The organism is Phenylobacterium sp. VNQ135 (assembly GCF_049445735.1).
Classification (GTDB): domain Bacteria; phylum Pseudomonadota; class Alphaproteobacteria; order Caulobacterales; family Caulobacteraceae; genus Phenylobacterium.
On the sequence record NZ_JBMSDS010000001.1, the window covers coordinates 1,068,380 to 1,093,313 of the forward strand.

Genomic DNA, 24,934 nt, shown 5'->3' on the forward strand with positions numbered 1-24,934 from the left:
AGCCCGCCAAGAACTCGCAAAGCATCCTCGAGGACCGAACTTGAAGGTTTCCGCCAGCTCCCTCCGCAAGGGCAATGTCGTCGATCTCGAAGGCAAGCTCTACGTCGTGCTCAGCGCCGAGAACATCCACCCCGGCAAGGGCACGCCCGTCACCCAGCTCAACATGCGCCGCATCTCGGACGGCGTGAAGGTGTCGGAACGCTATCGCACCACCGAGACGGTCGAGCGCGCCACTGTCGACGACCGTGACTACACCTTCCTCTACGAGGACGGCGACGGCTACCACTTCATGAACCCCGAGACCTACGATCAGGTCACCGCCTCGCCCGACATCATCGGCGACGCCAAGTACTACCTGACCGACGGCTGCAAGGTTCAGCTCTCCACCCACGAGGGCGTGCCGATCGCCATCGAGCTGCCGCGCACGGCGGTCTTCGAGGTCGTCGATACCGAGCCTTCCGTGAAGGGCCAGACGGCGTCCTCGTCCTACAAGCCGGCCGTACTCTCCAACGGCCTGCGCACCATGATCCCGCCGTACATCACCGCCGGCACCAAGATCGTGGTCCTCACCGAAGACGGCTCCTACCAGGAACGCGCCAAGGACTAGGCGTCCTGGTCCCCTTCTCCCCTCGCGGGAGAAGGGCGACGTGCACCTTCCCTCACCGCGCCATCAGCGAAACTGGTTGGCTCCCGGCCAACCTGTGCCTTAGCTGGCGGCCGAATGGATCCGGATTTCTGGCTCTTCGCCGCCGTCGGCTTCGCGGCCCAGCTCGTCGATGGCGCGCTGGGGATGGCCTATGGCGTCATCTCCACCTCGGTCCTGCTGTCGGCGGGCGTCACCCCGGCCAACGCCTCGGCCAGCGTCCACGCCGCCAAGGTCTTCACCGGAGCGGCGTCCGGCCTGTCCCACATCTTCCATCGCAACGTGGACTGGAAGCTGCTCGGCCTGCTGTCGGGCGGCGGGGTCGTGGGCGGCGTGCTGGGCGCCTATGTCCTCACCTCGATCCCCGGCGAGGTGGTTAAGCCGTTCGTCGTCGCCTGGCTGGGCCTCATGGGCGTCGTCATCCTCTACCGCGCCTGGCGCCAGACCCGACCCAAGGTCTTCTCCTGGAAGCAGCCCCTGCCGCTCGGCCTCGTCGGCGGCTTCTTCGACGCCATTGGCGGCGGCGGCTGGGGTCCGGTCGTGACCTCCTCGTTGATGGGCGCCGGAGCAGACGCCCGCAAGGCCATCGGCACCACCAATACGGCCGAGGTCTTCGTGGCGGTGGCCACCTCCGCCGCCTTCCTGGCCAGTCTGCTCACCGGCCACTGGGAGACCGAAGGCCTGCGCGGCCTCCTCTGGCAGCTCGGCGGTCTCATCGCCGGCGGCGTCGTGGCCGCGCCTATCGCCGGATGGGCCACCAAGGTCCTGCCGCTGCGGATGCTGACGTGGCTGGTCGGCCTCGTCGTCGTCGCCCTGGCCGCATGGCAGGCGGTGGCGCTGTTCTGATCTCGCGCTACAACCGAAGCTCAGTGTTTCCGGGGGGCTTCCTGATGATCCGCACCGTCGTCGCCGTCGCCGCGCTCGCCGTCGCCGCGGCCGCCGTGGCCCAGCCCGCGCTCAGCCCCTATGCCTCGGCCGGCCAGCAGCAGGCGGCGATGAAGGACGGCCGCGTCAGCTCCGAGCTCCTCGTTCGCGCCTATTTCGACCGCATCGCCGAGATCGACCGCGCCGGTCCCAAGCTGAACAGCGTCATCGCCCTCAGCCCCCGGGCCATCACCGAGGCTCGCAGGCTCGACGCCGAGCGCGCCGCCGGCAAGCTGCGCGGCCCGCTGCACGGCGTGCCGGTCCTGCTGAAGGACAACATCGAGGCTGACATCGGCCTGCCCACGACCGCGGGGTCGCTGGCGCTCGCCGACAATGTCACCGGCCGCGACGCGCCCATCGTCAGACGCCTGACCGAGGCCGGCGCCGTCATCCTGGGCAAGACCAACCTCTCGGAATGGGCGAACTTCCGCTCGACGCGCTCGATCAGCGGCTGGAGCGCCGTGGGCGGCCTGGTCCGCAATCCCTATTCGCTGGACCGCACTGCCTGCGGCTCCTCTTCCGGCTCGGGCGCGGCGATCGCAGCCGGCATCGGCGCGGTCGCAATCGGCACCGAGACGGACGGCTCCGTCACCTGCCCGGCGGCCATGAACGGGATCGTTGGCCTGAAGCCCACGGTGGGCCTGGTCTCCCGCACCTTCATCGTGCCGATCTCGCCGGCCCAGGACACCGCCGGACCGATGACCCGAACCGTCGCCGACGCCGCAGCCGTGCTCTCGGTCATCGCCGGCTCCGATCCGGCGGACCCCGCCACCGCCGAGGCCGATGCGAAGAAGGCCGACTACCTCAAGGCGCTCGACCGCGATGCGCTGAAGGGCGTGCGCATCGGAGTCTGGAACCGCGGCAAGGGCCAGCTTCCGGTGCTGGACGCCGCCTTCGAGAAGGCCCTGGAGGATCTGAAGGCCGCGGGCGCCGTGCTCGTGGACGTGAAGGGCCCCAGCGACGTGGAGCTCGCCCGGGTCGGCGCGCTCGAGGGCGAGTTGCTGCGCTGGGAATTCAAGGCCGCCCTGGACGCCTACCTCGCCTCCACCCCGCAAAAGGTGAAGAGCCGCACGCTCGACCAGCTCATCGCCTTCAACAAGGCCGAGCCCCGCGAGCTCGCGCTCTTCGGCCAGGAGATCTTCGAACAGTCCGCCAAGACGCCCGCGGCAACCGATCCCGCCATGCAGGCCAAGCGCGCCGAAGCCCGCCGGCTGGCGGCGGCCGCCCTCGACCGCATGCTCGCAGAGGGTAAGGTGGACGCCATCGTCGCCCCGAGCGGCGGTCCGCCATCCATCGTCGATCCGGTGAACGGCGGGCGCTTCTTCGGCTCGCCCTCCACCCTTCCGGCGGTGTCGGGCTACCCGCACCTGACCGTGCCGATGGGATACGCCGGCGGCCTGCCGGTGGGGATCTCGTTCCTCGGACCGGCCTGGTCCGAGGCGAAGCTGCTGGGCTTCGGTTACGCCTACGAGCAGCAGAGCCGGGCGCGCCGCGAACCCGACTTCCTGCCCAGCCTCGCCAAGCGTCCCGACATCGCCGAAGCCTACGATCCCCGCTGAGGCGCAACTTCGCTCGCGTTACGGGGTTATGGCGGCGAGCTTGAACCCCGGAGCCCCCCGCCATGCGCATCAACGAGATCATGTCGCGCGACGTCGAAGTCGCCAGACCCCAGGACACCGTCCAGGATGTCGCCCGCCGCATGCGCGAGATCGACTCCGGCGCCATCCCCGTCTGCGAGGGCGCCGAGGTGAAGGGCATGATCACCGACCGCGACATCGTCGTCCGCGCCGTCAGCGAGGCCCGCAGCTTCGACACGCCCGTGATGGATGTCATGACCCCCGACGTCGAGTACTGCTACGAGGACGATGACATCACCGCCGCGGCCGATAAGATGGCCGAGCTTCAGGTCCGGCGGCTGATCGTCCTGGACCACGACCAGCGCCTGGTCGGCATCGTGTCCCTGGGCGACATCGCCCAGCAGGGGAAGGACAAGACCACTGGCCAAGCTCTGGAAGAGATCAGCGAGCCGAATCGGCACTAGGCGCGTTCTCTCCCGAGAGGGCGGACGCGAGCGGTCGGCGGCCCTCTTCCTCGCTGCGTCCAACAGCATCAACGACGAAAGGGCAGGCCGAGTGTCCGAAGCGACCGCCCTCAGACTGGCGGAGAAGGTCCGTCCCGCCGTGCTGGCGACGCCGCCGCGCGTCGAGGGCGGAGCGGGCTTCCACCTGCTCGACACGACCATGATGTACGCGCCGAAGTCCGGCGGCGTGAAACGCTACCTCATGGCCAAGCGCGCCTGGCTGGAAAAGCGCCGCCCCGACATCCGCCACTCGCTGGTGGTGCCCGGCGCCCGCACCCAGGCCGACGCCGCCGGGCTCGTGACCGTCGCCGCCGCGCGCCTGCCCTTCGGCAACGGCTACCGCATGCCGGCCAGCCTCGCGAAGTGGGAGACCATCCTCACCCTGCTGCGTCCCGACGTGATCGAGGCGGGCGACGTCTTCGTGCCGGGCCACGCCGCGCTCGAGGCCGGCGAGGCGCTGGGCGTGCCGGTCGTGGGCTTCTGCCACACCGACGCCGCGGCGCTGGCGGCCCTGCACTTCGGCGAATGGGCCGAGGCGCCGACCTTCAACTTCTGGGCCCAGGCCTACCAGCGCTTCGACCACGTCGTGGCGCCGTCCCAGCACATGGCCGCGCGCCTCGCCGACGCCGGCGTCGAGCGGCTGTCGATCCAGCAGCTCGGCGTCGACACCGAGCTGTTCGATCCCGTCCGGGGCGACCGCGCCAGGCTGTTCCGGCGCCTCGGCCTGTCGGCCGAAACCCGTCTCCTGGTGTTCGCCGGCCGCCCGGCGCGGGAGAAGAACATAGACTCCATGGTCGAGGCCGTGGAGCGCCTGGGCGCACCCTACAAGCTGCTGCTGGTCGGCGCCGGCAAGGACGTGACGCCGTCCGACTCCGTGATCTGCCTCGACTACGAGCGCGACCCGGTGAAGCTCGCCGGGATCATCGCCTCCTGCGACGCCTGCCTGCACGCCAACGAGAACGAGATCTTCGGCCTGGTGGTCCTGGAGGCCATGGCCGCCGGCCTGCCGGTGGTCGGCTCCAAGCGCGGCGGAGTCGGCGAGCTGATCGACGAGACCGTGGGCCAGCCGGCCGAGAGCGTCGACGCCCGCGGCCTGGCCGAGGCCATCGAGGCCCTGTTCGCCCGCGACCTCGGCGAGATTTCGCGCGCCGCCCGCCGGCGGGCCGAGGCCCGGCACGGCTGGGACGCCACCTTCGAGGCGCTGACCCGGCTCTACTCCGGCCTCGTCGCCCAGCGCGGCCGCCAGCCTCTTGCGCTGACGGCCTGACGCCGCGGGCTCAACGCCCGGTCGGCGCGTCCTTGAACGGGATGTCCTTGTCCACCCGGATGTCACCGGGCAGGCCCAGAACGCGCTCGGCGATGATGTTCTTCAGGATCTCGTCCGTGCCGCCGGCGATCCGCAGGCCCGGCGCGAACATCAGCGACCAGTGGAACGCCCCCTTCAGCGGCAGCAGCGTCTCGTCGGCGATGATCCCGTACTGATCCATCATCTCGACCGCGCTGTTCGCCAGCTCCTGCATCTGCAGCGCGCTGACCACCTTGCCGATCGAGCTCTCCGGCCCCGGGGTCTGCCCGCGCGACAGCGCGGTGATCGTCCGGTTGCGGGTGTGCTTCAGCCCCTCGGTCTGGACGTACCAGTCCGCCAGCTTCTCGCGCAGCGCCTGGTCCTTGATGGCCGGGCCGCCGTCCAGGCCGGTGACCGCGCGGGCCGCCTCCAGGAACTGGCTCCAGCCGGCGCCCGTGGGTCCGCCCACCGCCAGCCGCTCGTTCATCAGCGTCACGAGGCTGACCCGCCAGCCGTCGTTGACTGCGCCCAGCCGCTGGCTGTCCTTCACCCGCACGCCGGTGAAGAACACCTCGTTGAAGCCCGAGCCGCCCGACATCTGGTGGATCGGCCGCACCTCGATGCCCGGATCGCTCATGTCGACCCAGAACATGGTCAGGCCCTTGTGCTTGGGCGCGTCGGGGTCGGTCCGCGTGACGACGATGCCGAAGTTCGAGAACTGGGCCCCCGTGGTCCACACCTTCTGGCCGTCGATGATCCAGTCGCCGGAGCCGTCCGGCGCCTGCACCGCACGGGTGCGCGCCGCCGCCACGTCCGATCCGCCCGAGGGCTCGGAGAAGAGCTGGCACCAGATCTCCTCGCCGCGCAGGGCCGGGCCCACGAAGCGCTTCTTGGTCTCCTCGTCGGCGAAGGTCATCACCGTGGGCACGCACATCCCAAGCCCGATCTGGAAGGGGTTCGGCGGGATCGGGTGCTTGGCCTCTTCCTGGTTGAAGATCACCTGCTGGATCGGCGTGCCGCCGGGGCCGCCCCATTCCTTCGGCCAGGTGATCTGGGCGTAGCCGGCCGCCGCCTTCTTGGCCTGCCAGGCCTTCGACGCGGCCATGGTGTCGCCGCCCTCGGGATCGCCGCCCGCGTTCTTCTTGGGCGCGTTCTCCTTCAGCCAGGCCTGCACCTGAGCGCGGTAGGCGGCTTCTTCGGGGGTGTCGTTGAAATCCAAGGTCGTTCCTCCCGCCTTAAGCCGCGTTGCGCCGTTCGAGGTGGCTCACCAGCCGCTCCTTCCAGACGCGGGGCGCGCCCGCGACGAGGGAGAGCTGGCGCGAGCGCCGATAGTAGAGGTGGGCGTCCACCTCCCAGGTGAAGCCGATGCCGCCGTGGGTCTGGATGTTCTCCTTCGACCCGAACCAGTACGCCTCGGAGGCCGCGATCCGCGCCGCGCTCGCCGCCACCGGCAGCTCGGGCGCGTTCGTGTTCAGCGCCCAGGCCCCGAAGTAGGCGTTCGACCGGGCCAGCTCGTTCTTCACGTACATGTCCGCCAGCTTGTGCTTGATCGCCTGATAGCTCGCGATCACGCGCCCGAAGGCGTAGCGCTCCAGCGCATAAGCCTTGGCCATCTCCAGGCAGCGGTCGGCGCCGCCGCACTGCTCGAAGGCGATCAGAACCGCGGCGCGGTCCAGCACCTGCTCCAGCAGCGACAGGCCCTCGCCGGCCGCGCCCAGCCGCTCGGCCGCCGCGCCGTCGAAGATCAGCTTCGCCGCGTCGCGGGTCGGGTCCAGGGTCTTCAGCGCCTCGCGGGTCACGCCGCCGGCCGACAGGTCCACGAGGAACAGGCCGGGCTTGCCGCCCTCCTTGGCCAGAACCACAGCATGCGTGGCGATGTCGCCGTCGGTCACCGGGATCTTGGTCCCCGAAAGCTTGCCGCCCGAGACGCTGGCCTGGACGCTCTGCGCCGTCACCGGGCCCGGCCCTTCGGACGTCGCCAGCGCGCCGATCACCTCGCCCGCCGCGATCCTCGGCAGCAGGGCCTTCTTCTGCTCTTCCGAGCCGGCCAGCATCACCGCCTCGGCCAGGAAATAGACCGTGGACGCGAACGGGATCGGCGCCACGGCGCGGCCCAGCTCCTCGGCGATGGCGCACAGCTCCACGTGGCCCAGGCCCAGGCCGCCGTACTCCTCGGGGATCGCGGCGCCCAGCCAGCCCTGCTCGGCCACCTGCTTCCACAGGCCCTCGTCATAGGCCTGGCCGTCGTCGTCCAGCGTCTTGCGGACGCGTTGCGTCGTGCAGTGGGCGTCGAGGAACTTGCGCGCCTCGGACTTCAGGAACTTCTGGTCGTCTGAAAAATCGAAATTCATCTAAGGCCCCATGGCGCCGGTAATTTCCGGCCGCGGCTTCCTCTCCAGGCGGCGAGCATACGCGCGGGGAAGGCCCTGAAAAGTATGACCTCGCGTCATCCCGCGAGGTCAGAAGCCGCTCAGCCGGCTCCCGGGGTGAACACGCCCAGCTTCGAGAAGCGCCCGACGATCCGTCCGCCCGCCCACAGCTCGGCGGCCACGCCCGTACGGTGCTGGGCCCCGGCCCTGGCGACCGCCGCGGCGTCGTCCGCCGCTTCGAAGGTCTCGCCCAGGAGAAGCCGGCCATCGGCGCCCAGGCGGTAGATCCGGTAAGACGCCACGGCAAGCCCCGAACTGCCCCGCCGTTTTGGTCATCTAAGAGGGCGGCTGTCTGTCGCCTTCCTGACCCCCGCGCGCGGAAATCTCGGAACCTGTGCGCCCCGCGGCCGGTTCGGCACCTCAAATGAGCGTCGCCAAGCCGACCGCCATGCAGATTCTCGTGGCCTGGCGGGACAACAAATGGGTGGTGGAGCGTAACGCCTTGGAGGTCGCGGCCTACGCCTACCGTGTCCACGCGATCGAGCACGCCCGCGCCCTCGCGGCCGAGGCTGCGGCCATGGGCGTCGAATGCTACCTCCTGATCCGCGAGCAGGACGGCCGCTGGTCCGAGCGGCCCTGTCCTCGCCCGCGACGCGCCGGGCGCTGAACTCTTCGTCCGGCCGCCTTGGCGCCGCCCCATCCGAACGCCTAGATGGCCCTCATGCGCACAGAGACGCCCCAGCCGATCCGCCTCTCCGATTATCGCCCGCCGGCCTATCTGGTGGACGAGGTCTTCCTGACCTTCGACCTTTCGCCGAACGCCACGCGCGTGAAGGCCAGGCTCGCGGTCCGCCGCAACGGTGAGCATGCCGAGCCCCTGCGGTTCAACGGCGAGCGGCTGAAGCCGCTCTCGATCGCCATCGACGGCCGCACGCTCTCCGAGGCCGAGCGCCAGATCGACGACGAATGGCTCACGATCCCGAACCCGCCCTCCATCTTCACGCTGGAGACCGAGGTCGAGATCGACCCCGAGAACAATAAGGCGCTGTCGGGCCTCTACATGTCCGGCGGCCGCTTCTGCACCCAGTGCGAGGCCGAGGGCTTCCGCACCATCACCTACTGGCCCGACCGGCCCGACGTGCTGTCGCGCTTCACCGTCCGCATCGAGGCCGACAAGGCGTTCCACCACCTGCTGTCCAACGGCAACCTGATCGAACAGGGCGCGCTGCCGGACGGCCGTCATTTCGCGGTCTGGAACGATCCCTTCCCCAAGCCCAGCTACCTCTTCGCCCTCGTGGCCGGCGAGCTGGACGTGCTGGAAGACAAGCTCGTCACCATGAGCGGCCGCACCGTCGACCTGCGGATCTACGTCGATCCCGGCATGGCGCCCCGCGCCGCCTACGCCATGGATGCGCTGAAGCGCTCCATGAAGTGGGACGAGGACGCCTTCGGGCGCGAATACGACCTCGATCTCTTCATGATCGTCGCCGTCCGCGACTTCAACTTCGGGGCCATGGAGAACAAGGGGCTGAACATCTTCAACAGCTCCCTGCTGCTCGCCGATCCGGCCACCGCCACGGACCTCGATTTCGAACGCATCGAGAGCGTCGTCGCCCACGAGTATTTCCACAACTGGACCGGCGACCGGATCACCTGCCGCGACTGGTTCCAGCTTTGCCTGAAGGAGGGCCTCACGGTCTTCCGCGACCAGAGCTTCTCGGCCGACATGCGCGGCCACGCCGTCCAGCGGATCAAGGACGTGAAGGCGCTGCGCGCCCGCCAGTTCGCCGAAGACCAGGGCCCGCTCGCGCACCCCGTGCGCCCGTCCAGCTACCTGAAGATCGACAACTTCTACACCGCCACGATCTACGAGAAGGGCTCCGAGGTGATCCGGATGCTCAGGACCCTGATCGGCCCCGAGGCCTTTCGGTCCGGCATGGACCTCTACTTCGAGCGCTGGGACGGCCACGCCACCACCGTCGAGGAATTCACCCGCTGCTTCGAGGAGGCGGCCGGCCGCGACCTCTCCAACTTCTTCGCCTGGTACGAACAGGCCGGCACGCCGCGCGTCTCGCTCGCCAGCCGCTATGACGAGGCCGCCCGCAGCCTGACCCTGGAGCTTTCCCAGGAGACGCCGCCCACGCCGGGCCAGCCGACCAAGCGGCCGCTGCCGATCCCCGTCACCGTCGGGTTGCTCGACATCGACGGCCGCACCCAGGCCTTCGAACGCGACGGCAAGGCGGTGGACGAGACGGTCATCGTCCTCGACCAGGCCAAGGTCAGCGTCACCCTCACCGGCGTCGATCGCGATCCGGTCGTCTCCGCGCTCCGCGGCTTCTCGGCGCCGGTCGTGCTGACCACCGACGCGCCGCCGAAGGACCGCTACGTCCAGCTCGCCGCCGACCCGGACCTGTTCAACCGGTGGGAGGCCGGCCAGGACCTCGCCGCGGAGCTGATCCTGTCCCGCGCCGCCGGACGGCCCGACGAGGTCAACGAGGAGCGGTACGCAGAAGCCGTCGGCCGCGCCCTCAGCGACCAGGCGTCCGACGCCGCGTTCAAGGCCCTGCTGCTGGCGCTGCCGGCCGAGACCGACCTTGCGCTGCGCATGAGCCCCGCCGACCCGGCCGCCATCCACGCCGCCCGCGAGGCCCTGCGCGAACGCCTCTCTGTCCACCTGGAGCAGGAGCTGCGCCGGCTGCACACCGGCCTGCAGGACCTCGGCGAATTCTCTCCGGACGCCGCCGGCGCCGGCCGCCGCGCCTTGCGCAACGCCGCACTCGATCTGCTCGCCGCCAATCCCCGCCACGAAGTCGCCGACCTCGCGCTGGGGCACTATCAGGCCGCGGGCAACATGACCGACGCCATGGGCGGCCTCTCGGCCCTCATGCACATCGGCGGCGAGGCCTTCGACGAGGCGCTGGCCGACTTCTACGATCGCTGGAAGTCCGAGCCCCTGGTCATCGACAAGTGGTTCGCCGTCCAGGCGCGCGACCCGTCCGAGGCGGCGCTCGGCCGCGTGATGGGCCTCACCGCCCACCCTGCGTTCGACGCCAAGAACCCGAACCGCCTGCGGGCGCTCGTCTCGACCTTCGCCAACTTCAATCCCGCCCGCTTCCATGACCCGAGCGGGGCCGGCTACCGCTTCCTGGCGGACCAGATCCTGGCCGTGGACGGCTTCAACCCGATGACCGCCGCGCGCCTGGTCGACCCGCTGGGCGGCTGGCGCCGCTACCGGCCGGAGTTGGGCCAGCTGATGAAGGCCGAACTCTCGCGCATCGTCGCCACGGAAGGCCTGTCGAAGAACGTGTACGAGCTCGCCACCCGCGCGCTCGAAGGCTAGCCGGGCGAGTCGATCCGTCACGGTTACGCTGCGACTCGACTTCGCTTAGACTCCTGATTTGCGCCGGGCTGCCGGCGTCGGGGATGGGAGCGTCTGGCCTTGTTCGGTGGGGCGGTGAAGGCGGCGGAGGAGCGGCGTCCGGCCGAGCTCGCCGCCGTGCGGCCGCCCACCCAGCGCTTCGCGCGGATCGGCGTGCTCTCGGCCCTGCTGCTGCTCGCCGTCTACACCGTCGCGGCCCTCTTCCGGATGCGCGCCGGGCCGCAGGGCGCCGTCGAACAGCTGGTCTGGCTGGCCGCCCCGCTGATCGTGGCCTTCGCGCTCGGCGTCCTGCTGCTGATCGAGTCCCGCCGGGTCGAGCAGGCCCATGCGGCCTTCACCGACAGCGAGCAGCGCTTCCGGATGGCGGTCGAGGCCGCCCGGTGCGGCATCTGGGAATGGGACCTCGCCACCGACCGCATCTTCATGTCCGAGGTCACCGCCGCCCTCTTCGGCTGGCGGGGCGGCGTGGTCGAGGGCCAGGCCGTGCTGGACCGCGTCTCGCCCGGCCACCGGGACGGCCTGCGCGAGGCGCTCGCCAACGCGGCGATCTACGGCGACTTCGACGTCAGCTTCCGCGTGCCCAGCCCCGCCGGCGGCCGCCCGGTGTGGATCGACGCCCGCGGCCGCGGCTTCGGCGACGCGCCCGAGGGCGGCTACGCCCGCATCATCGGCGTCGCCCTGGACGTCACCGAGGAGCGCCTGGCCCAGGCCCGCGCCCAGCAGGCGGAGAGCCGCCTGCGCGACGCCATCGAGAGCGTGTCCGAGGCCTTCGTGCTTTGGGACCGGCACGGCCGGCTCCTGATGTGCAACCACAACTTCCGCGACTTCTTCAGCCTGGAGCCGATCCTGCTGGCTACCGGCGTCGGCCGCGACCAGGTCGAGCGCGCCGCCCGCTCGGCGATCCGCCAGGAATATCCGGCCCCCGGCGGCCGCCCGGGCGTCCGCGAAGCGGAGCTCTCCGACGGCCGCTGGGTGCAGATCTCGGAACGGCCGACGGCCGAGGGCGGCCTCGTCGTCACCGCCGCCGACATCACGGTGCTGAAGGCGCAGGAAGAGGCCCGCCGCCTGAAGGAGGCCGAACTCCGCCGCGTCGTCGTCACCCTGGAGCGCAGCCAGGAGCAGCTCTCCGAGCTCGCCCGCAAGTACGAGGCCGAGAAGATCCGCGCCGAGGGCGCCAGCCAGGCGAAGTCCGAATTCCTGGCCAACATGAGCCACGAGCTTCGCACGCCGCTGAACGCCATCAACGGCTTCTCCGAGATCATGGTCGGCGAGATGTACGGGCCGCTCGGCGATAGCCGCTACCGCGACTACGCCCGTGACATCCTCAATTCCGGCCAGCACCTGCTCGCCCTGATCAACGACATCCTCGACATGTCCAAGATCGAGGCCGGCAAGATGACCCTTCGGTTCGAACCCTGCTCGCTGGAGGAGATCGCCGAGGACGCCCTGCGCCTGGTCCGCAACCGCGCCGAAAGCGCCGGCCTCACGCTGGTGCTGGATTTCGTCGAGCTCCCGGACGTGGAGGCCGACTACCGGGCCATCAAGCAGGTCCTGCTGAACCTGCTCTCCAACGCCATAAAGTTCACCCCGCGCGGCGGGCGCATCACGCTCCGCGCCGACCGCCGCGACGATGCGCTCGGCGGCGAGCGGGTCCGCATCAGCGTGCAGGACACCGGCATCGGCATCTCGCCCGAGGACTTGGAACGCCTCGCCCGCCCGTTCGAACAGGTCGAGACCCAGCACGCCAAGACCCAGCAGGGCACGGGCCTCGGCCTTGCGCTCACCAAGGCCTTCGTCGAGATGCACGGCGGCCTGCTCGACCTGAAGAGCGCCGGCATCGGCGAAGGCGCCACCGCCAGCTTCAGCCTTCCCGTCCGCCAGAGCGCGACGGCGGCGGTGGCCGCCTAATCCCCCTTCTCCCGCAACGGGAGAAGGATCAGGGCCTCACCACCACCTGATACGCCTTCCGCGCTCGGGCCTGCGCGTCGTCCAGCTTCTTTCGCAGGCTTCGGAAGTCCCGCGCCCCGCCCGCCCGCGCCAGCAGCGCCCGGAACGCCTTGGGCTCGTCCGTCGGATCGGCGTTCTCCTCCAGGGCCACCTTCAGGAGCTGCGTGAGGTTCTGCTGCAGCCGCCAGGCCTCGATCAGCGCCTTGAGCGGTTCAGCGTCGGCCAGCTCGGCATCCCGGAACGCCGCGAGGGCGTCGGCGGTGTTCGGCTCCAGCGGCCCGCCGTCCGCCGCGTGGCAGAGCTGCAGGAACTGGGCGGCGAATTCGATGTCCACCAGCCCGCCCGGCCCGAGCTTCAGGTCCCAGTCGCCCTTGGGCGGGCGCTCGCGCTCCATCAGCGCCCGCATCTCTTTCACGTCCCTGGCGGTCGCCGCCCGGTCGCGCGGCCGTCGCAGCGCCGCCTCGACCGCACCCTGGGCTTCCGCCGCGAAGGTCTGCGACGTCGCCCACACCACCCGCGCCCGGGTGAGCGCCAACAGCTCCCAGGTTTCGGCCTCGGCCTGGTAGTACGGCTCGAACGACGCCATCGACACCGCCACTGGACCCTTCGTTCCCGACGGCCGGAGCTGCATGTCCACCTCGTACAGCGTCCCCTCGGCGGTCGGCGACGAGAGCGCCGCGATCAGCCGCTGGGTGAACCGGCCGTAGAACGTCGAGGCGTCCCATCCCTTCAATTCCGACATGCCCGCGGGATCGGCCGCCCGGTAGAGCGTCATCAGGTCGAGATCGGAGCTGGCGCTCATCTCCCGCGAGCCGCACTTGCCCAGCGCCACCACCGCCACATCGCCCGCGAACGCCCCGCCAAGCCGTTCCGCCTCCTCGAGCGAGGCCGGGGCCAGCGCCCGGATGCACACGTCGGCCAGGTCGGCGAAGGCCTTGCCGGCGACTTCCGCAGAGGCCGCGCCGCTCATCACCTGCACGCCCACCCGGAACGCCTGCTCCCGATGGATGCGCCGCACCACGTCCATCGCCGCCTCGAACCCGCCGGCCCGTTTGACCGCGCCGGCCATCACCGCCTCGTCCTCGGCCACGTCGATGGGCTGGAAGAACGCGGGGTCCAGCATGGCGTCGATCGCCGCCGGCCGCCGCGCGAGCGTCGAGGCCAGCCGGGGCGCGAAGGCCATGACCTGGACGATCAGTTCGAACAGGCGCGGCTGGGCCATGAACAGCGACTGGAGCTGCACGCCCGTGGAAAGGCCCGCGAAGAAGTCCGAGAACCGGTTGAAGGCCGGGTCTGGCGCCCCCGTCGCCTGCGCCGCCTCGAGCAGCTTGGGGGCCAGCCGGGTGAACAGCTCCCGGCCCCGCTCGGTGCGCGTCGCCGGGATGTGGCCGTGGTGCCAGCTCCGGATGGTCTGGGCCACCCGCGGCGGGTTCGAGAAGCCCATCCTCTGTAGCGTGGCGAGCGTCTCCGGATCGTCTTCGACGCCGGTGAACACCAGACTGCCGAACTTGGACGACAGCGGCTCCTCCTCGGCGAACAGCTCGCCGTAGCGGGCATTCACGCCCTTCAGGATCCGGGTGATCGCCGCATCGAAGCTCTGCAGCCGGTCATAGCCCGTCAGCGCCGCCACGCGCCGCCGCTCCGGATCGCTCTCCGGCAGACGGTGCGTCTGTTCGTCGGCCAGCATCTGGATGCGGTGTTCGACGGCCCGCAGCGTGCGGTAGCTTTCCGTCAGTTCGGCCGCGGCCGCCTCGGTGACGTGGCCGGCGTCCCGCAGCGCGGCCAGGGCGTCCAGCGTCCGGGGGCTCCGCAGCTCGGGGTGCCTCCCGCCCAGGATGAGCTGCTGGGTCTGGACGTAGAACTCGATCTCGCGGATGCCGCCGCGCCCCAGCTTCAGGTCGACGCCCTTGGCCGAGACGCGCTCGTCGACCTTGTGGGCGTGGATCTGCCGCTTGATCGCGTGGATGTCGGCGATGGCCGCGAAGTCGAGGTTCTTGCGCCAGATGTAGGGCACGAGCTCGGCCAGGAACGCCCGCGCGGCGGGGATGTCGCCGGCGCAAGGCCGGGCCTTGATGAAGGCCGCCCGCTCCCAGTTCTGGCCGACGCTCTCGTAGTATTCCAGGGCGGCGGGGACCGGCACCGCCGGCGGCGTGGACGCCGGGTCCGGCCGAAGCCGCAGGTCCATGCGGAAGACATAGCCGTCCGCGGTCTTGGCCTGCATCAGCTCCGACACCCGGTGGGTCAGCCGGACCGCGAAGCCCTGCGGTTCGACATCCTGCGCCAGGACCTCGGACAGCGCCTCGGGGTCGAAGAAGACCGAGACGTCGATGTCGCTGGAATAGTTCAGCTCGAAGGCGCCCTGCTTGCCCATGGCGATGCAGAACCAGCCCGGGACCGGGCCCGCCGCGCCCTCGCCCAGCCGCGCCAGCCGGCCGCCGTCCAGTTCGCCGCGCGCCGCCGACCACAGCGCCGCGGTCACCGAAGCGTCGGCGAAGCGGGTCAGCGCGCCCGTCACCTGATCGAGATCCCAGACGCCGCCCAGGTCCGCCAGGGCGGTCAGCAGGTGCAGCTCCTGCTTCAGCAGGCGCAGCGGCAGGGCGGCCTGCTCGGGCAGGCGCTCCGCCACCGCCGCCGTGCGCGCCAGCAGGTCCTCGAGCCTGGCGTCCGGGTCGCTTTCCAGCAGTTCGCCCAGGCGCTTCGGATCGCGCCTCGCCAGTCCCGCCAGATAGGCCGAGGCGCCGAACACCGGGGCAAGCGCCGGCCAGGCGGCCTCCATGGCCGGCGTCCAGAAGGTGTCGGCGATGATTTCGCGCGCCCGCTCGGCGGCCTTGGCGTCGGCGATCGGCCCGCACGGGCGAAGCTGGCTGACGAGGGTCATGCCCCCGTTCCTAGACCCTCGGCAGGATCAGCGCCACGCGCAGTCCGGGGCCCATCTCGCCCACCTTGCCCGGCCCTTCGTCCAGCTGCAGCCGCCCGCCGTGCGCTTCGGCCACCGCCGCCACCAGCGACAGGCCAAGGCCCGCGCCCGGCTCGTTGCGGCTGTTCTCGAGGCGCACGAACCGCTGGATCACCCGCTCGCGGTCGCCGTCGGGCACGCCGGGCCCCGTGTCCGTCACCGAGAATTCCACCTCGCCCGACGAACGCCGCCGCACGCGCAGCATGATCGCGCCTCCGGCCGGCGTGTACTTCACCGCATTGTCCAGGATGTTGGCCAGCGCCTGGGCCAGGAACTCGCGGTTGCCGCGCACCGTCAGGTCCTTGGCGAACTCGGCGTCGAACTCGATGTTCTTGTCCTCGCAGAGCGGCTCGTACAGCTCGGCGATGTCGGCGGCCAGCTCGGCGGGATCGAACACCACCGGGTCCGGCGCCTGGCCGGCCGCCTGCAGCCTGGCGATCGACAGCACCGCCCCGAAGGTCTTCAGCACGCCGTCGGTGTCGGTCAGCGCCTGGGCCAGGGCCTCCTGCGGGTCGCCCTTGCCGGCCTCGACATCCAGGTAGGCCGCCTCCAGCCGCGCCCGCAGCCGCGTCAGCGGGGAGCGCAGGTCGTGGGCGATGGCGTCGCCGGCGTGCTTGTGGCCGGCCATCGACCGCTCCAGCCGGTCCAGCATCTCGTTGACGCCCTGGGCCAGCTCGTCGAACTCGTCGCGTGTCCCGCGGACGGTGGCCCGCGCCCCCAGCTCGCCGTTCCGCACCCGATCCACCACGTCCGTGAGGCTCGCCATGCTGCGCGAGACGTTGCGGCTCACCAGCACGCCGCCTGCGATGCCGACGATGATGACCAGCACCACCGAGCCCCACAGCGCGTTGACGATCTTGCCGACGTAGGCCTCGTCCTCGCCGACGTCGGCGCCGACGAACAGGATCTCCCCGCCCGCCAGCTGCTGCTGCAGCCCGCGCGCGGGATGCTTCACCTCGCGGCCCTGCACGTCGAAATCGGTGACCTGGAACGTCGCCCAGGCGGGCTGGCCCGTGAACTCGTCGATCGGACTCTCCTCGATCGAGCCCGAAATCCGCTGCTCGTCGTGGCTCATCAGCAGGTAGAGGAACGGCCGCTCGCTCGCCGCCCGCTCGATCAGCGACTGGTTGACGGCGTCCACGCCCGCGCGGTCGTAGACGTCGGTCAGCGACCGCATCTCGCGCCGGATCTCCTGGTCCGTCCGCCGCGTCGCCTCGCCCGCCGTGGCCACGTAGATGTAGGCGAGGAACGCCGACGCCGCGCTGGCGAACAGCGCCAGGAACAGCAGCGTCAGCCGGAACGGCGTCGTCCGCAGGAGGCGCGGCAGGCGCACCCGGCCCTAGGCGTCCAGCCGGTAGCCCGCGCCCCGCACGGTCTGCAGCATCGGGCGGTCGAAGCCCTTGTCGATCTTCGAGCGCAGCCGCGAGATGTGGACGTCGATGACGTTGGTCTGCGGGTCGAAGTGGTAGTGCCAGACCTTCTCCAGCAGCATGGTGCGCGTCACCGACTGGCCGGCGTGGCGCATCATGAACTCCAGCAGCTGGAACTCTCGCGGCTGAAGGTCGATCTCCTTGCCCTGCCGGTGCACGGTGCGGGCGATCAGGTCCATCTCCAGCTCGCCCACCCGCAACAGGGTCTGCACCGAGCCCGTATCGCGCCGCCGGGCGAGCGCCTCGACCCGGGCGATCAGCTCGGCGAAGGCGTAGGGCTTCACCAGGTAGTCGTCGGCGCCGGCCTGCAGGCCGTCCACGCGGTCGGTCACCTCGCCCAGCGCCGAGAGGAAGAGGACCGGCGTGCGGTCGCCCTCCCGCCGGATGGTCTCGACGAGCTGCACGCCGTCCATCTTGGGCATCATGCGGTCGACGATCATCACGTCGAACTCGCCCTCAGCCTTGCGGGCCTCGACGAGCCCCTCCTCGCCGTCGGCCGCTGTCGTGCAGCTATGGCCGGCCTCGGTGAGGCCGCGGGCCATCACGCCCGCCGCCTCCAGGTCGTCTTCGACGATCAGGATCCGCATCTGATTCCCGCCCCCAGAACTTGGGGGAGCCTAGCCTGAAACCTTCAGCGGCAGGAAGGACGTCCGGCCGCCGCGATAGACGCCCACCAGCACGCTGGTGCGGCCGGCCTTCTTGGCGGCGTCGACCACCGCGGCGAGGTCGGCGGCGCTGGTCACCGCCCGGTCGTTCGCCCGGGTGATGACGTCGCCGCGGCGCAGGCCCTTCGTGCCGGCGTCCGAGTTCTGGTCGACGCTCTCGACGAGGGCGCCGCGCACGTCTGCCGGCAGGCTTAGGCGCTGGCGCGCCGCCCCGTCCAGCACGCCCAGCGACAGGCCCAGGATGGGCGGCGCCTTGGCCGCCGGCGCGTCGGGGGAGCCCGGCGTCCGGGGGTTGCCGGAGTTGTCGTTCGCCGCCAGGTCGCGCTCGGACGGGCGCGTGCCCGACCGCACGGTGACGGTCTGGCGCCGTCCCTCGCGGATGACGTCCAGGCGCAGGCTGTCGCCCGGCCTTGCGCGCGCGACCTGCCGGGTCAGCTCGGACGAGGAGCGCACCGTCTGGCCGTTGATCGCCGTGACGACGTCGCCCACCTGCAACCCGGCGCGCGCCGAAGGCCCGCCCGGCGTCAGGTCGGCGACGATCGCGCCCTTCTGGTCGCCCAGGCCCGCGGCTTCGGCCATCTCGCTGGTGAAGTTCTGGATGGTGGCGCCGATGTAGCCGCGTTCGATGCGGCCGCCGTTGATCAGCTGCTTCACCACGCCGTCGGCCACTTCCGCGGGGATGGCGAAGCCGATGCCCACCGAGCCGCCCGAGGGCGAGAAGATCGCGGTGTTCACCCCGATCACCCGGCCATAGACGTCGAACGTCGGCCCGCCCGAGTTGCCCCGGTTGATCGGCGCATCGATCTGGATGAAGTCCACGAAGGTCTCGCCGATGTCGCGGCCGTAGGCCGAGACGATGCCGGCCGTCGCGGTGCCGCCCAGGCCGAAGGGGTTGCCGACCGTGATCACCCAGTCGCCCACCCGCGGCCGCGCGGCGTTCTCGAAGTTGACGAACGGATAGGGGCCCTTGCCGCCCTTCACCTTGATCACCGCCAGGTCCGTGGCCTCGTCGCGGCCGACCACGGTGGCCTCGAGTTCGGTCTCGTCCTTCAGGACGACGGTGATCTTCTCGGCGTTCTCGACGACGTGGTTGTTGGTGACGATGTAGCCGTCGGCCGAGACGAAGAAGCCCGAGCCGGCCGACTGCTGGGTCGGCAGGCGCGGCTGGCCGCGCTCGGTGCGCCCGCCCTGATCGTCGCCGCCCTCCTCGTCGTCGCTACCGCCCGGCTGGCGCGGGATCAGGCCGAAGGGGAAGCCCGGGATCTGCCGCAGCGAGTCGGCGCTCACCCGGCTGGTCACGTTGATCGACACCACCGCCGGCGAGACCCGGTCGAAGATGTCGGCGAAGGACATGGGCGCGCCCGGCGGGGGCGCGAAGATGGGCGCGGTCGAGGCCTTGATGAGCCCGCCGCCCTGGAACTGATCGGCGCGCGCTTCCGGCATGCGCATCCCTGCGCCCGCCACCGCCGCGGCCATGACGCCTGCGCCGGCCACGGCGCCCAGCAGGTAACCCGTCTTCTTGGAGGTCATCAGCCTTCGTTTTCCCTGTGCGCCCCGCGACGTCGCGGGCGCCCGAACAACCTAGGTTCGATGCACGGAAGTGCAACGCCCCTCAAGTTACGTTTAGGCAAGCCTGCGCTCAGCTTCGCGTCTGATCTTTGGCGCAAACGTGTCAGCGCGTTTCGGGGTCCGTGAGTTTTTCGAGACGTCGGGCCTCATCCTGCGAAAGCTCCGCCTCCGTGGCCCGGCCGCCCAGCCGGCGCATCAGCAGGAAGACGCCGGCCAGCACCACCAGGAACGGACCGATCCACAGCGCCAGGTTCCAGGCGTTGAACGAGGGCGTCAGCAGCACGAACTCGCCGTAGCGGTCGGTCAGGAACTGCTTGACCTGGTCCTCGCTCTTGCCCGCCGCCACTTGCTCACGGACCAGCTTGCGCAGGTCCTTGGCGAGGTCGGCCTCGCTGTCGTCGATCGACTCGTTCTGGCAGACGAGGCAGCGCACGTCGCGGAAGATTTCGCGGGCCTTCGCCTCCTGCGCCGGGTCGGGCAGCCGCTCGGCGGGGTCGGACGCCGCGGCGATCGACAGCGCGCCGAAGACGATGGCGAGGAGCGCCCGGAGCCTCACGCCTCGGCCTCCCGGCGCCCGGGCTTGCTCGCCCGCGCCACGCCCAGCCGGAGCCTGCGGTCCGAGAGCGAGACGAGACCGCCCAGCGCCATGATCGCGGGACCGATGAAGATCAGCGTCGCCCAGGGGTTCCAGTAGGCGCGGACCAGCCACACCGGCTCGGCCCCCGCCTCGCGCCGTTCGCCCAGCACGAGGTAGATGTGGCTCATGCCGCGATAGCAGAGCCCGACCTCGGAGGTCGTCTGCCCGCCGGCCGAATAGAACCGCCGCTCGGGCGCGGCCCGGCAGACCAGCTTGCCGGCCTTGGTCACCGTCACGGCGCCGCGCTCGGCGTCGTAGTTCGGGCCTTCGACCGCGGCGATGCTGTCGAGGCTGACGTGATAGGCGCCCACGTCCAGGCTCCCGCCCACCGGCAGGGCCTCGGCGGCCTCGACCTTCCAGGTCACCTCGAAGACGGCGCCCAGCACGAAGACGCCCAGGCCCAGGTGCGCCAGCGTCATGCCCCACGCCCCTCTCGGCAGGCCCCAGAGCCGGCGCCAGCTCTCCGAGCCCGGCGCGCGGAACAGGCGCACGCGCTCGGTGATCTCCGCGACGGCGCCCGCGATCAGCCAAGCGCCCATGGCGACGCCGGCCGCGCCCAGGCCCTGGCGCGGCGCGACGGCGGCGAACACGACCCAGCCGACCGCCACGGCCGCCGCGAACGCCCACCACAGCCGCTTGCCGCTGTCCTTGGCGTCGCCGCGCTTCCAGGCCAGCAGGGGCCCCACGGGCAGCAGGATCATCAGCGCGGTCATCAGCGGCGTGAAGGTCAGGTTGAAGTACGGCGGTCCCACCGAGATCGCCTCGCCGGTCGCCGCCTCGCGGATCAGCGGGAACAGCGTGCCCAGGAGCACCGTCGCGGTGGCCGCCGTCAGCAGGATGTTGTTGAGGACCAGCGCGCTCTCGCGGCTCACCGGCGCGAACACCCCGCCCTGCGGCAGGCTCGGCGCCCGCCAGGCGAAGAGTGCGAAGCCGAGGCCCGCCGTCACGCCCAGGATCATCAGCAGCAGCACGCCGCGTGTCGGATCGACGGCGAAGGCGTGCACGCTGGTCAGCACGCCCGAGCGCACCAGGAAGGCGCCCAGCATCGAGAACGTGAAGCCGGCCAGCGCGAGGAACACTGTCCAGCCCGGCAGCGCCCCGCGCTTCTCGGTGACGACCGCCGAGTGCAGCAGGGCCGCGGCGATCAGCCAGGGCATGAAGCTGGCGTTCTCCACCGGGTCCCAGAACCACCAGCCGCCCCAGCCCAGCTCATAGTAGGCCCAGAAGGCCCCCAGGGTGATGCCGACGGTCAGGAAGCTCCACGCCGCCAGCGTCCAGGGCCGGACCCAGCGCGCCCAGGCGGCGTCCACGCGGCCTTCCACCAGGGCGGCCACCGCGAATGAGAACACCACCGACATGCCGACGTAGCCGGCGTAGAGGAACGGCGGGTGGACGGCCAGCGCCGGGTCCTGCAGCAGCGGGTTGAGCGAGCGGCCCTCGACCGGAACCTGCGCCAGGCGCGCCAGGGGGTTCGAGGCGAACACCGTATAGGCCAGGAAGACGACGCCCAGCAGCCCCTGGGTCGCCACCGTCACCGCCCGCAGGCCCCGCGGCAGGCTGCGGCCCAGCCCGGCGGCGGCCGCGCCGAAGCCGGTCAGGGCCAGGCACCAGAGCAGCATCGAGCCCTCGTGGCTGCCCCAAGTCCCCGCCACGCGATACAGCAGCGGCTTTTCGGAATGCGAGTTGGCGGCCACGTTGGCCACCGAGAAGTCCGAGGTGACGAAGGCGTGCATCAGGGCCGCGAAGGCCACCGCCACGCCCAGGAACGCTCCCAGCGCCGCGCCCTCGCCGGCGCCCGCCAGCACGGCGGACTTCCGCCAGCGCGCCGCCGCCGACAGCGCCGCCTGGGCGATCGAGAGCGCCAGCGCCAGGATCAGCGCGAAACTGCCGACCTCGGCGATCATTGGCCGTAGCCTCCGGCGCCGCCCTTATGCTCGGGCCGCTGGCCGTCGCCGTACCACTCGCCCTGTTCCTTCAGCGCCTTCTCCACCTCGCGGGGCATGTAGCGCTCGTCGTGCTTGGCCAGCACGCGCTTGGCCTCGAAGCCGCCGTCGGCGCGGAACGAGCCGATGGCGACGATGCCCTGCCCCTCCCGGAACAGGTCCGGCAGGTCGCCCTGGAAACTGACGCGGTCCGACGCCTTCTGGTCGGTGACGGTGAACTCCACCCGGCCGTCGGGATGCTTCACCACCGAACCCGCCGCCACCAGCCCGCCCAGCTGGATCGAGCGGCCGGGCTCGGGCTTCGCCGCCTCGGCCTGGCTCGGCGTGTAGAAGAACGAGATGGAGTCCGAGAGGCCCCACAGCGTCAGCCCCGCCGCCAGCGCCAGCACGGGGGCGATGGCCGCGATCAGGGTCAGGCGGCGGCGGGCTTTCGGCGACTTCGGCAACCAGCTCATGGCGTCACGCTACTGCATGGGGGCCGCACGGGCGGCCTCGTCCAACTGCTTCAGAACATCGGGCCTGTCTGCGAAGCGCGCCTTGGCCTTCGTCAAGGCTTCGTCCCGCTGCGCCGTTTCGCCCAGCACCGAATAGGACCGCACCAGCCGCACCCATCCTTCGGCGTCGTCAGGCGAGGCCTCCAGCTTGGCGGCGAGGCCCGCCACCATCCCGCGGATCGCGTCCAGCCCGGGCGACGGCTCGCGCGTCGGCGCGGGTCGGCCCTCGGCCTTGGCGATGGCGGCTTCCACATAGGGCCGCCGCTCGTCGTCGCCCGGGAGGTCGACCAGCAGGCCCTTCAGGTCGGCGGCGGCCTCGGTCGCGCGGCCGTCGTCCAGCTTCGCCTGGGCCAGGTAGAAGCGCGCGGCGGGATCGGTCGGATCGCGCCGCAGCAGCTCGAGGAACACCGCGCGGGCGTCGTCCTCCACCTTGCCGCCCGCCTGGATCACCAGCGACTCGCCCAGCATCCGGCGCAGGTCGTTGCGCTCGGGGGCCAGCGCCACGGCCCGGCGAAGCGCCCGCACCGCCCCCGGCATGTTGTCGGACGCGCCCTCGGCCATGGCCAGCATGCGGTAGCCTTCGGGATCGTCGCCGCGGGTCTTCAGCACGTCGCGCAGGACCGCGGCGATCTCAGGCGGGGTCAGGGTCTCGAGGTTCGCCGTGCGCCAATCGGCCAGCCGCTTGGCGTAGGGTTGGTCGGGGAAGCCCGGCGCGCCGACGCTCAGGTACAGCCCCAGCGTCAGCGCGGGCACGGCGACCACCGCCAGCAGCACGCGCTTGCGCATCTTGGGATCGGCGCTCCAGGCGTCCTTCGGAGCATCGGCGGCGGCCAGCAGCCGGCGGCCGGCTTCGGCGTGCGCGCTCTTGCGCTCGGCCTCGCCCATCAGGCCGCGCTCGGCCAGTTCGTCGATCTCGGCCAACTGCCGCCGGTACAGCAGCGCGGCGGGGTCGGCGGAAGACTCGGCGTCGCCCGCGGCGGCGGCGCGCATCAGGATCAGGGCGGCGGCGACGGCCGTCAGCACCCCCGCTGCGACCCAGAACACGATCATGCGGCGGCTTTAGCCGAAAGCGCCGGCCCTTGCGAGGCCGTCTCTGAGACGATCCTGAAACACGTTCCCGTTCCGGGCCGCGGCGAAACGCCCGGGGGGCCTCAGGCCCAGCGTTCGCGGTGCTCCGCCCCGGGCTCCTCATCCGGCTCGCGCCAGGTCGTGGCCGCGTCGGCGTTCGCGGCCGTCGCGGCGCGGCGGCGCACCAGGTCGGCCGCCTTGTCGCCGCGCAGCAGCAGCGACAGGTCGGCGGCGATCGCCAGGAAGGCCTGGGCGCGATCCTCCTCCTCCACGTCGCCGGTCTTCAGCAGGTCGATCATCTCATCGACATAGGCGTCGATGTGCTCGCCCACGCTCTCCAGCATGCGGCTGCGCGCCGCGGCGAACCCGCCGTAGTTGGCGCTGGAGCGCACCTCCTGCACGAACACCAGCAGGGTCGTGGCTCGGCGGACGTGCGTCTCATCGGGCGGCAGGCTCAGCCTGGGCTGCGGACGACGGATGCGCCGGAGCCTGGCCCGCTCCATCGGCAGCGAAAGCTTGGCATACTTCTCGGCGTCGCGGATCCGGCCCTCGACGACGCCGGCCAGCGCGGTCTTCTGCTTTGAGATGCGGTGGCCCCAGCCGTGATCGCGGGACAGGTCGACGCAGGTCTCGAGCTCGGCCACCTGCAGGGTGACCAGTTCCACCATCTTGCCGGCCTTGCGGCCCGCGTCCGGGCCCCCGTCCAGGTCGAGCTTGGCGATGGCCTTCAGGGACTCGTCGATCTCGTCGATCAGCCGCTCGCCGAACCCGGCCATCTCGGAGTCGGCGAGATAGCGTTCGCTCGGCTTGTCCATCACCTCGCAGATGACTCGCAGCACCATCCACGGGTGGGTCATCTGCGCCGCCAGCATCTCGAAGAAGCGCGGTCCCGCGTCCTCGGAGATGGCGACGGCGTCCTTGTAGGCGAGCCGGGCGGCGGCGGCGGATTCGTTGCTGAACGAGGCCAGCCACTCGGGGATGCGCAGGGTGGCCCGCCGCACGACGGGGGACAGCTCCAGGCAGGCGGCGAGCTGTTCGGCGCCGCCGGGACGGGCCGCGTCCGCCAGCTCCGCAGCCTCACGGAATTCCGGATATTCGCGGGAGCGCAGCGCATAGGCCGCGATCCGCGCCAGATGGTCGAACACCTCCGCCGAGGTCTCTTCGGGGCTGAACTCGGTGAACGCCGTCTGCGCCTCGCCCACCTCCTCCGCGGCGGTCGACCGCAGGCCGCGCCAGATCAGCGGCAGGACGCGGGCCGGGAAGGTGATCGTGCGTGGATCCTTGCCGTCGCCGACGCACATCGGCGCGACCGCCTGCAGCACGGTGTTGCGCAGATGGCGCTCGCGCACCTCCGCCTCGACAAGCTGCCGCACGCCGCTCAGGGCCGAGTCCTCGCCGGTTTCGGCCAGCGCCATCTGCAGGCCGCCGACCACCTTGTCGGGGGCCGCCTCGACAAGGGTCCGGACGATCTCGATCTTGCGCGGCGAAAGCGCGCCCATGGCCCTGGACTCCGGCGAACGTCGGTTCGCGACGGTCCAGCTTGCC

At 71.1% G+C, this 24,934-nt stretch carries 20 protein-coding genes; 8 read left to right on the forward strand and 12 right to left on the reverse strand.

What is annotated here, in order from left to right:
* Positions 1-40 precede the first annotated feature (40 nt).
* The 5 genes from efp (at position 41) to ACO2Q0_RS05385 (ending at position 4,914) form a co-directional block, all read left to right on the forward strand.
* Positions 41-607 (forward strand): elongation factor P, encoded by a 567-nt coding sequence (gene efp / locus ACO2Q0_RS05365; protein WP_423350447.1) that lies wholly within the window; start codon positions 41-43, stop codon positions 605-607.
* 114 nt (positions 608-721) lie between these two features.
* Positions 722-1,489, forward strand: a complete 768-nt coding sequence (locus ACO2Q0_RS05370; RefSeq protein WP_423350448.1) for a sulfite exporter TauE/SafE family protein — start codon at positions 722-724, stop codon at positions 1,487-1,489.
* Between the two features lie 44 nt (positions 1,490-1,533).
* Positions 1,534-3,126 (forward strand): amidase, encoded by a 1,593-nt coding sequence (locus ACO2Q0_RS05375; RefSeq protein WP_423350449.1) that lies wholly within the window; start codon positions 1,534-1,536, stop codon positions 3,124-3,126.
* A gap of 62 nt (positions 3,127-3,188) precedes the next feature.
* Positions 3,189-3,608, forward strand: a complete 420-nt coding sequence (locus tag ACO2Q0_RS05380) for a CBS domain-containing protein (RefSeq protein ID WP_423350450.1) — start codon at positions 3,189-3,191, stop codon at positions 3,606-3,608.
* Positions 3,609-3,699: 91 nt separating this feature from the next.
* Positions 3,700-4,914, forward strand: coding sequence for a glycosyltransferase (locus ACO2Q0_RS05385; protein WP_423350451.1), 1,215 nt, complete (start codon positions 3,700-3,702; stop codon positions 4,912-4,914).
* A gap of 10 nt (positions 4,915-4,924) precedes the next feature.
* On the opposite strand, the gene ACO2Q0_RS05390 is transcribed toward ACO2Q0_RS05385, so the two are convergent.
* From ACO2Q0_RS05390 to ACO2Q0_RS05400, 3 genes are all read right to left on the reverse strand, one after another.
* On the reverse strand, positions 4,925-6,151 hold the full coding sequence (locus ACO2Q0_RS05390) for an acyl-CoA dehydrogenase family protein (protein WP_423350452.1): 1,227 nt from the start codon (positions 6,149-6,151) through the stop codon (positions 4,925-4,927).
* 16 nt (positions 6,152-6,167) lie between these two features.
* Positions 6,168-7,283, reverse strand: a complete 1,116-nt coding sequence (locus tag ACO2Q0_RS05395) for an acyl-CoA dehydrogenase family protein (RefSeq protein WP_423350453.1) — start codon at positions 7,281-7,283, stop codon at positions 6,168-6,170.
* A 119-nt stretch (positions 7,284-7,402) separates the two neighbouring features.
* Entirely contained in the window at positions 7,403-7,603 is a 201-nt protein-coding gene (locus tag ACO2Q0_RS05400; RefSeq protein ID WP_423350454.1) for a hypothetical protein, read from the reverse strand.
* 122 nt (positions 7,604-7,725) lie between these two features.
* Between ACO2Q0_RS05400 and ACO2Q0_RS05405 the strand changes: the two genes are divergently transcribed.
* The 3 genes from ACO2Q0_RS05405 to ACO2Q0_RS05415 all read left to right on the forward strand — a co-directional run bounded on the left by ACO2Q0_RS05405 (position 7,726) and on the right by ACO2Q0_RS05415 (position 12,588).
* Positions 7,726-7,968: a hypothetical protein gene (locus tag ACO2Q0_RS05405; RefSeq protein ID WP_423350455.1), complete on the forward strand. Its 243-nt coding sequence runs from the start codon at positions 7,726-7,728 to the stop codon at positions 7,966-7,968.
* A gap of 54 nt (positions 7,969-8,022) precedes the next feature.
* Positions 8,023-10,641, forward strand: a complete 2,619-nt coding sequence (pepN, locus tag ACO2Q0_RS05410; RefSeq protein WP_423350456.1) for an aminopeptidase N — start codon at positions 8,023-8,025, stop codon at positions 10,639-10,641.
* Between the two features lie 99 nt (positions 10,642-10,740).
* Positions 10,741-12,588: an ATP-binding protein gene (locus ACO2Q0_RS05415; RefSeq protein WP_423350457.1), complete on the forward strand. Its 1,848-nt coding sequence runs from the start codon at positions 10,741-10,743 to the stop codon at positions 12,586-12,588.
* A gap of 28 nt (positions 12,589-12,616) precedes the next feature.
* On the opposite strand, the gene ACO2Q0_RS05420 is transcribed toward ACO2Q0_RS05415, so the two are convergent.
* The 9 genes from ACO2Q0_RS05420 to ACO2Q0_RS05460 all read right to left on the reverse strand — a co-directional run bounded on the left by ACO2Q0_RS05420 (position 12,617) and on the right by ACO2Q0_RS05460 (position 24,888).
* Positions 12,617-15,505, reverse strand: a complete 2,889-nt coding sequence (locus ACO2Q0_RS05420; RefSeq protein ID WP_423350458.1) for a bifunctional [glutamine synthetase] adenylyltransferase/[glutamine synthetase]-adenylyl-L-tyrosine phosphorylase — start codon at positions 15,503-15,505, stop codon at positions 12,617-12,619.
* A 10-nt stretch (positions 15,506-15,515) separates the two neighbouring features.
* Positions 15,516-16,916, reverse strand: a complete 1,401-nt coding sequence (locus tag ACO2Q0_RS05425; protein ID WP_423350459.1) for a sensor histidine kinase — start codon at positions 16,914-16,916, stop codon at positions 15,516-15,518.
* A 6-nt stretch (positions 16,917-16,922) separates the two neighbouring features.
* The gene (locus ACO2Q0_RS05430; RefSeq protein ID WP_423350460.1) at positions 16,923-17,600 is read right to left on the reverse strand and encodes a response regulator transcription factor; all 678 of its coding nucleotides are present in this window, start codon (positions 17,598-17,600) and stop codon (positions 16,923-16,925) included.
* A 30-nt stretch (positions 17,601-17,630) separates the two neighbouring features.
* The gene (locus ACO2Q0_RS05435; protein WP_423350461.1) at positions 17,631-19,208 is read right to left on the reverse strand and encodes a Do family serine endopeptidase; all 1,578 of its coding nucleotides are present in this window, start codon (positions 19,206-19,208) and stop codon (positions 17,631-17,633) included.
* 142 nt (positions 19,209-19,350) lie between these two features.
* Complete coding sequence (locus tag ACO2Q0_RS05440) at positions 19,351-19,803, reverse strand: cytochrome c-type biogenesis protein (RefSeq protein ID WP_423350462.1); 453 nt, start codon at positions 19,801-19,803, stop codon at positions 19,351-19,353.
* A complete protein-coding gene (locus ACO2Q0_RS05445; protein WP_423350463.1) occupies positions 19,800-21,788 on the reverse strand; it encodes a heme lyase CcmF/NrfE family subunit in 1,989 nt (662 codons plus the stop codon). The genes ACO2Q0_RS05440 and ACO2Q0_RS05445 overlap by 4 nt, the downstream gene beginning before the upstream one ends.
* Entirely contained in the window at positions 21,785-22,282 is a 498-nt protein-coding gene (ccmE, locus tag ACO2Q0_RS05450; protein ID WP_423350464.1) for a cytochrome c maturation protein CcmE, read from the reverse strand. Before ccmE ends, ACO2Q0_RS05445 begins: the two co-directional genes overlap by 4 nt.
* Before the next feature lie 9 nt (positions 22,283-22,291).
* Entirely contained in the window at positions 22,292-23,371 is a 1,080-nt protein-coding gene (ccmI, locus tag ACO2Q0_RS05455; RefSeq protein WP_423350465.1) for a c-type cytochrome biogenesis protein CcmI, read from the reverse strand.
* Between the two features lie 101 nt (positions 23,372-23,472).
* On the reverse strand, positions 23,473-24,888 hold the full coding sequence (locus tag ACO2Q0_RS05460) for a hypothetical protein (RefSeq protein ID WP_423350466.1): 1,416 nt from the start codon (positions 24,886-24,888) through the stop codon (positions 23,473-23,475).
* Positions 24,889-24,934: the final 46 nt, after the last annotated feature.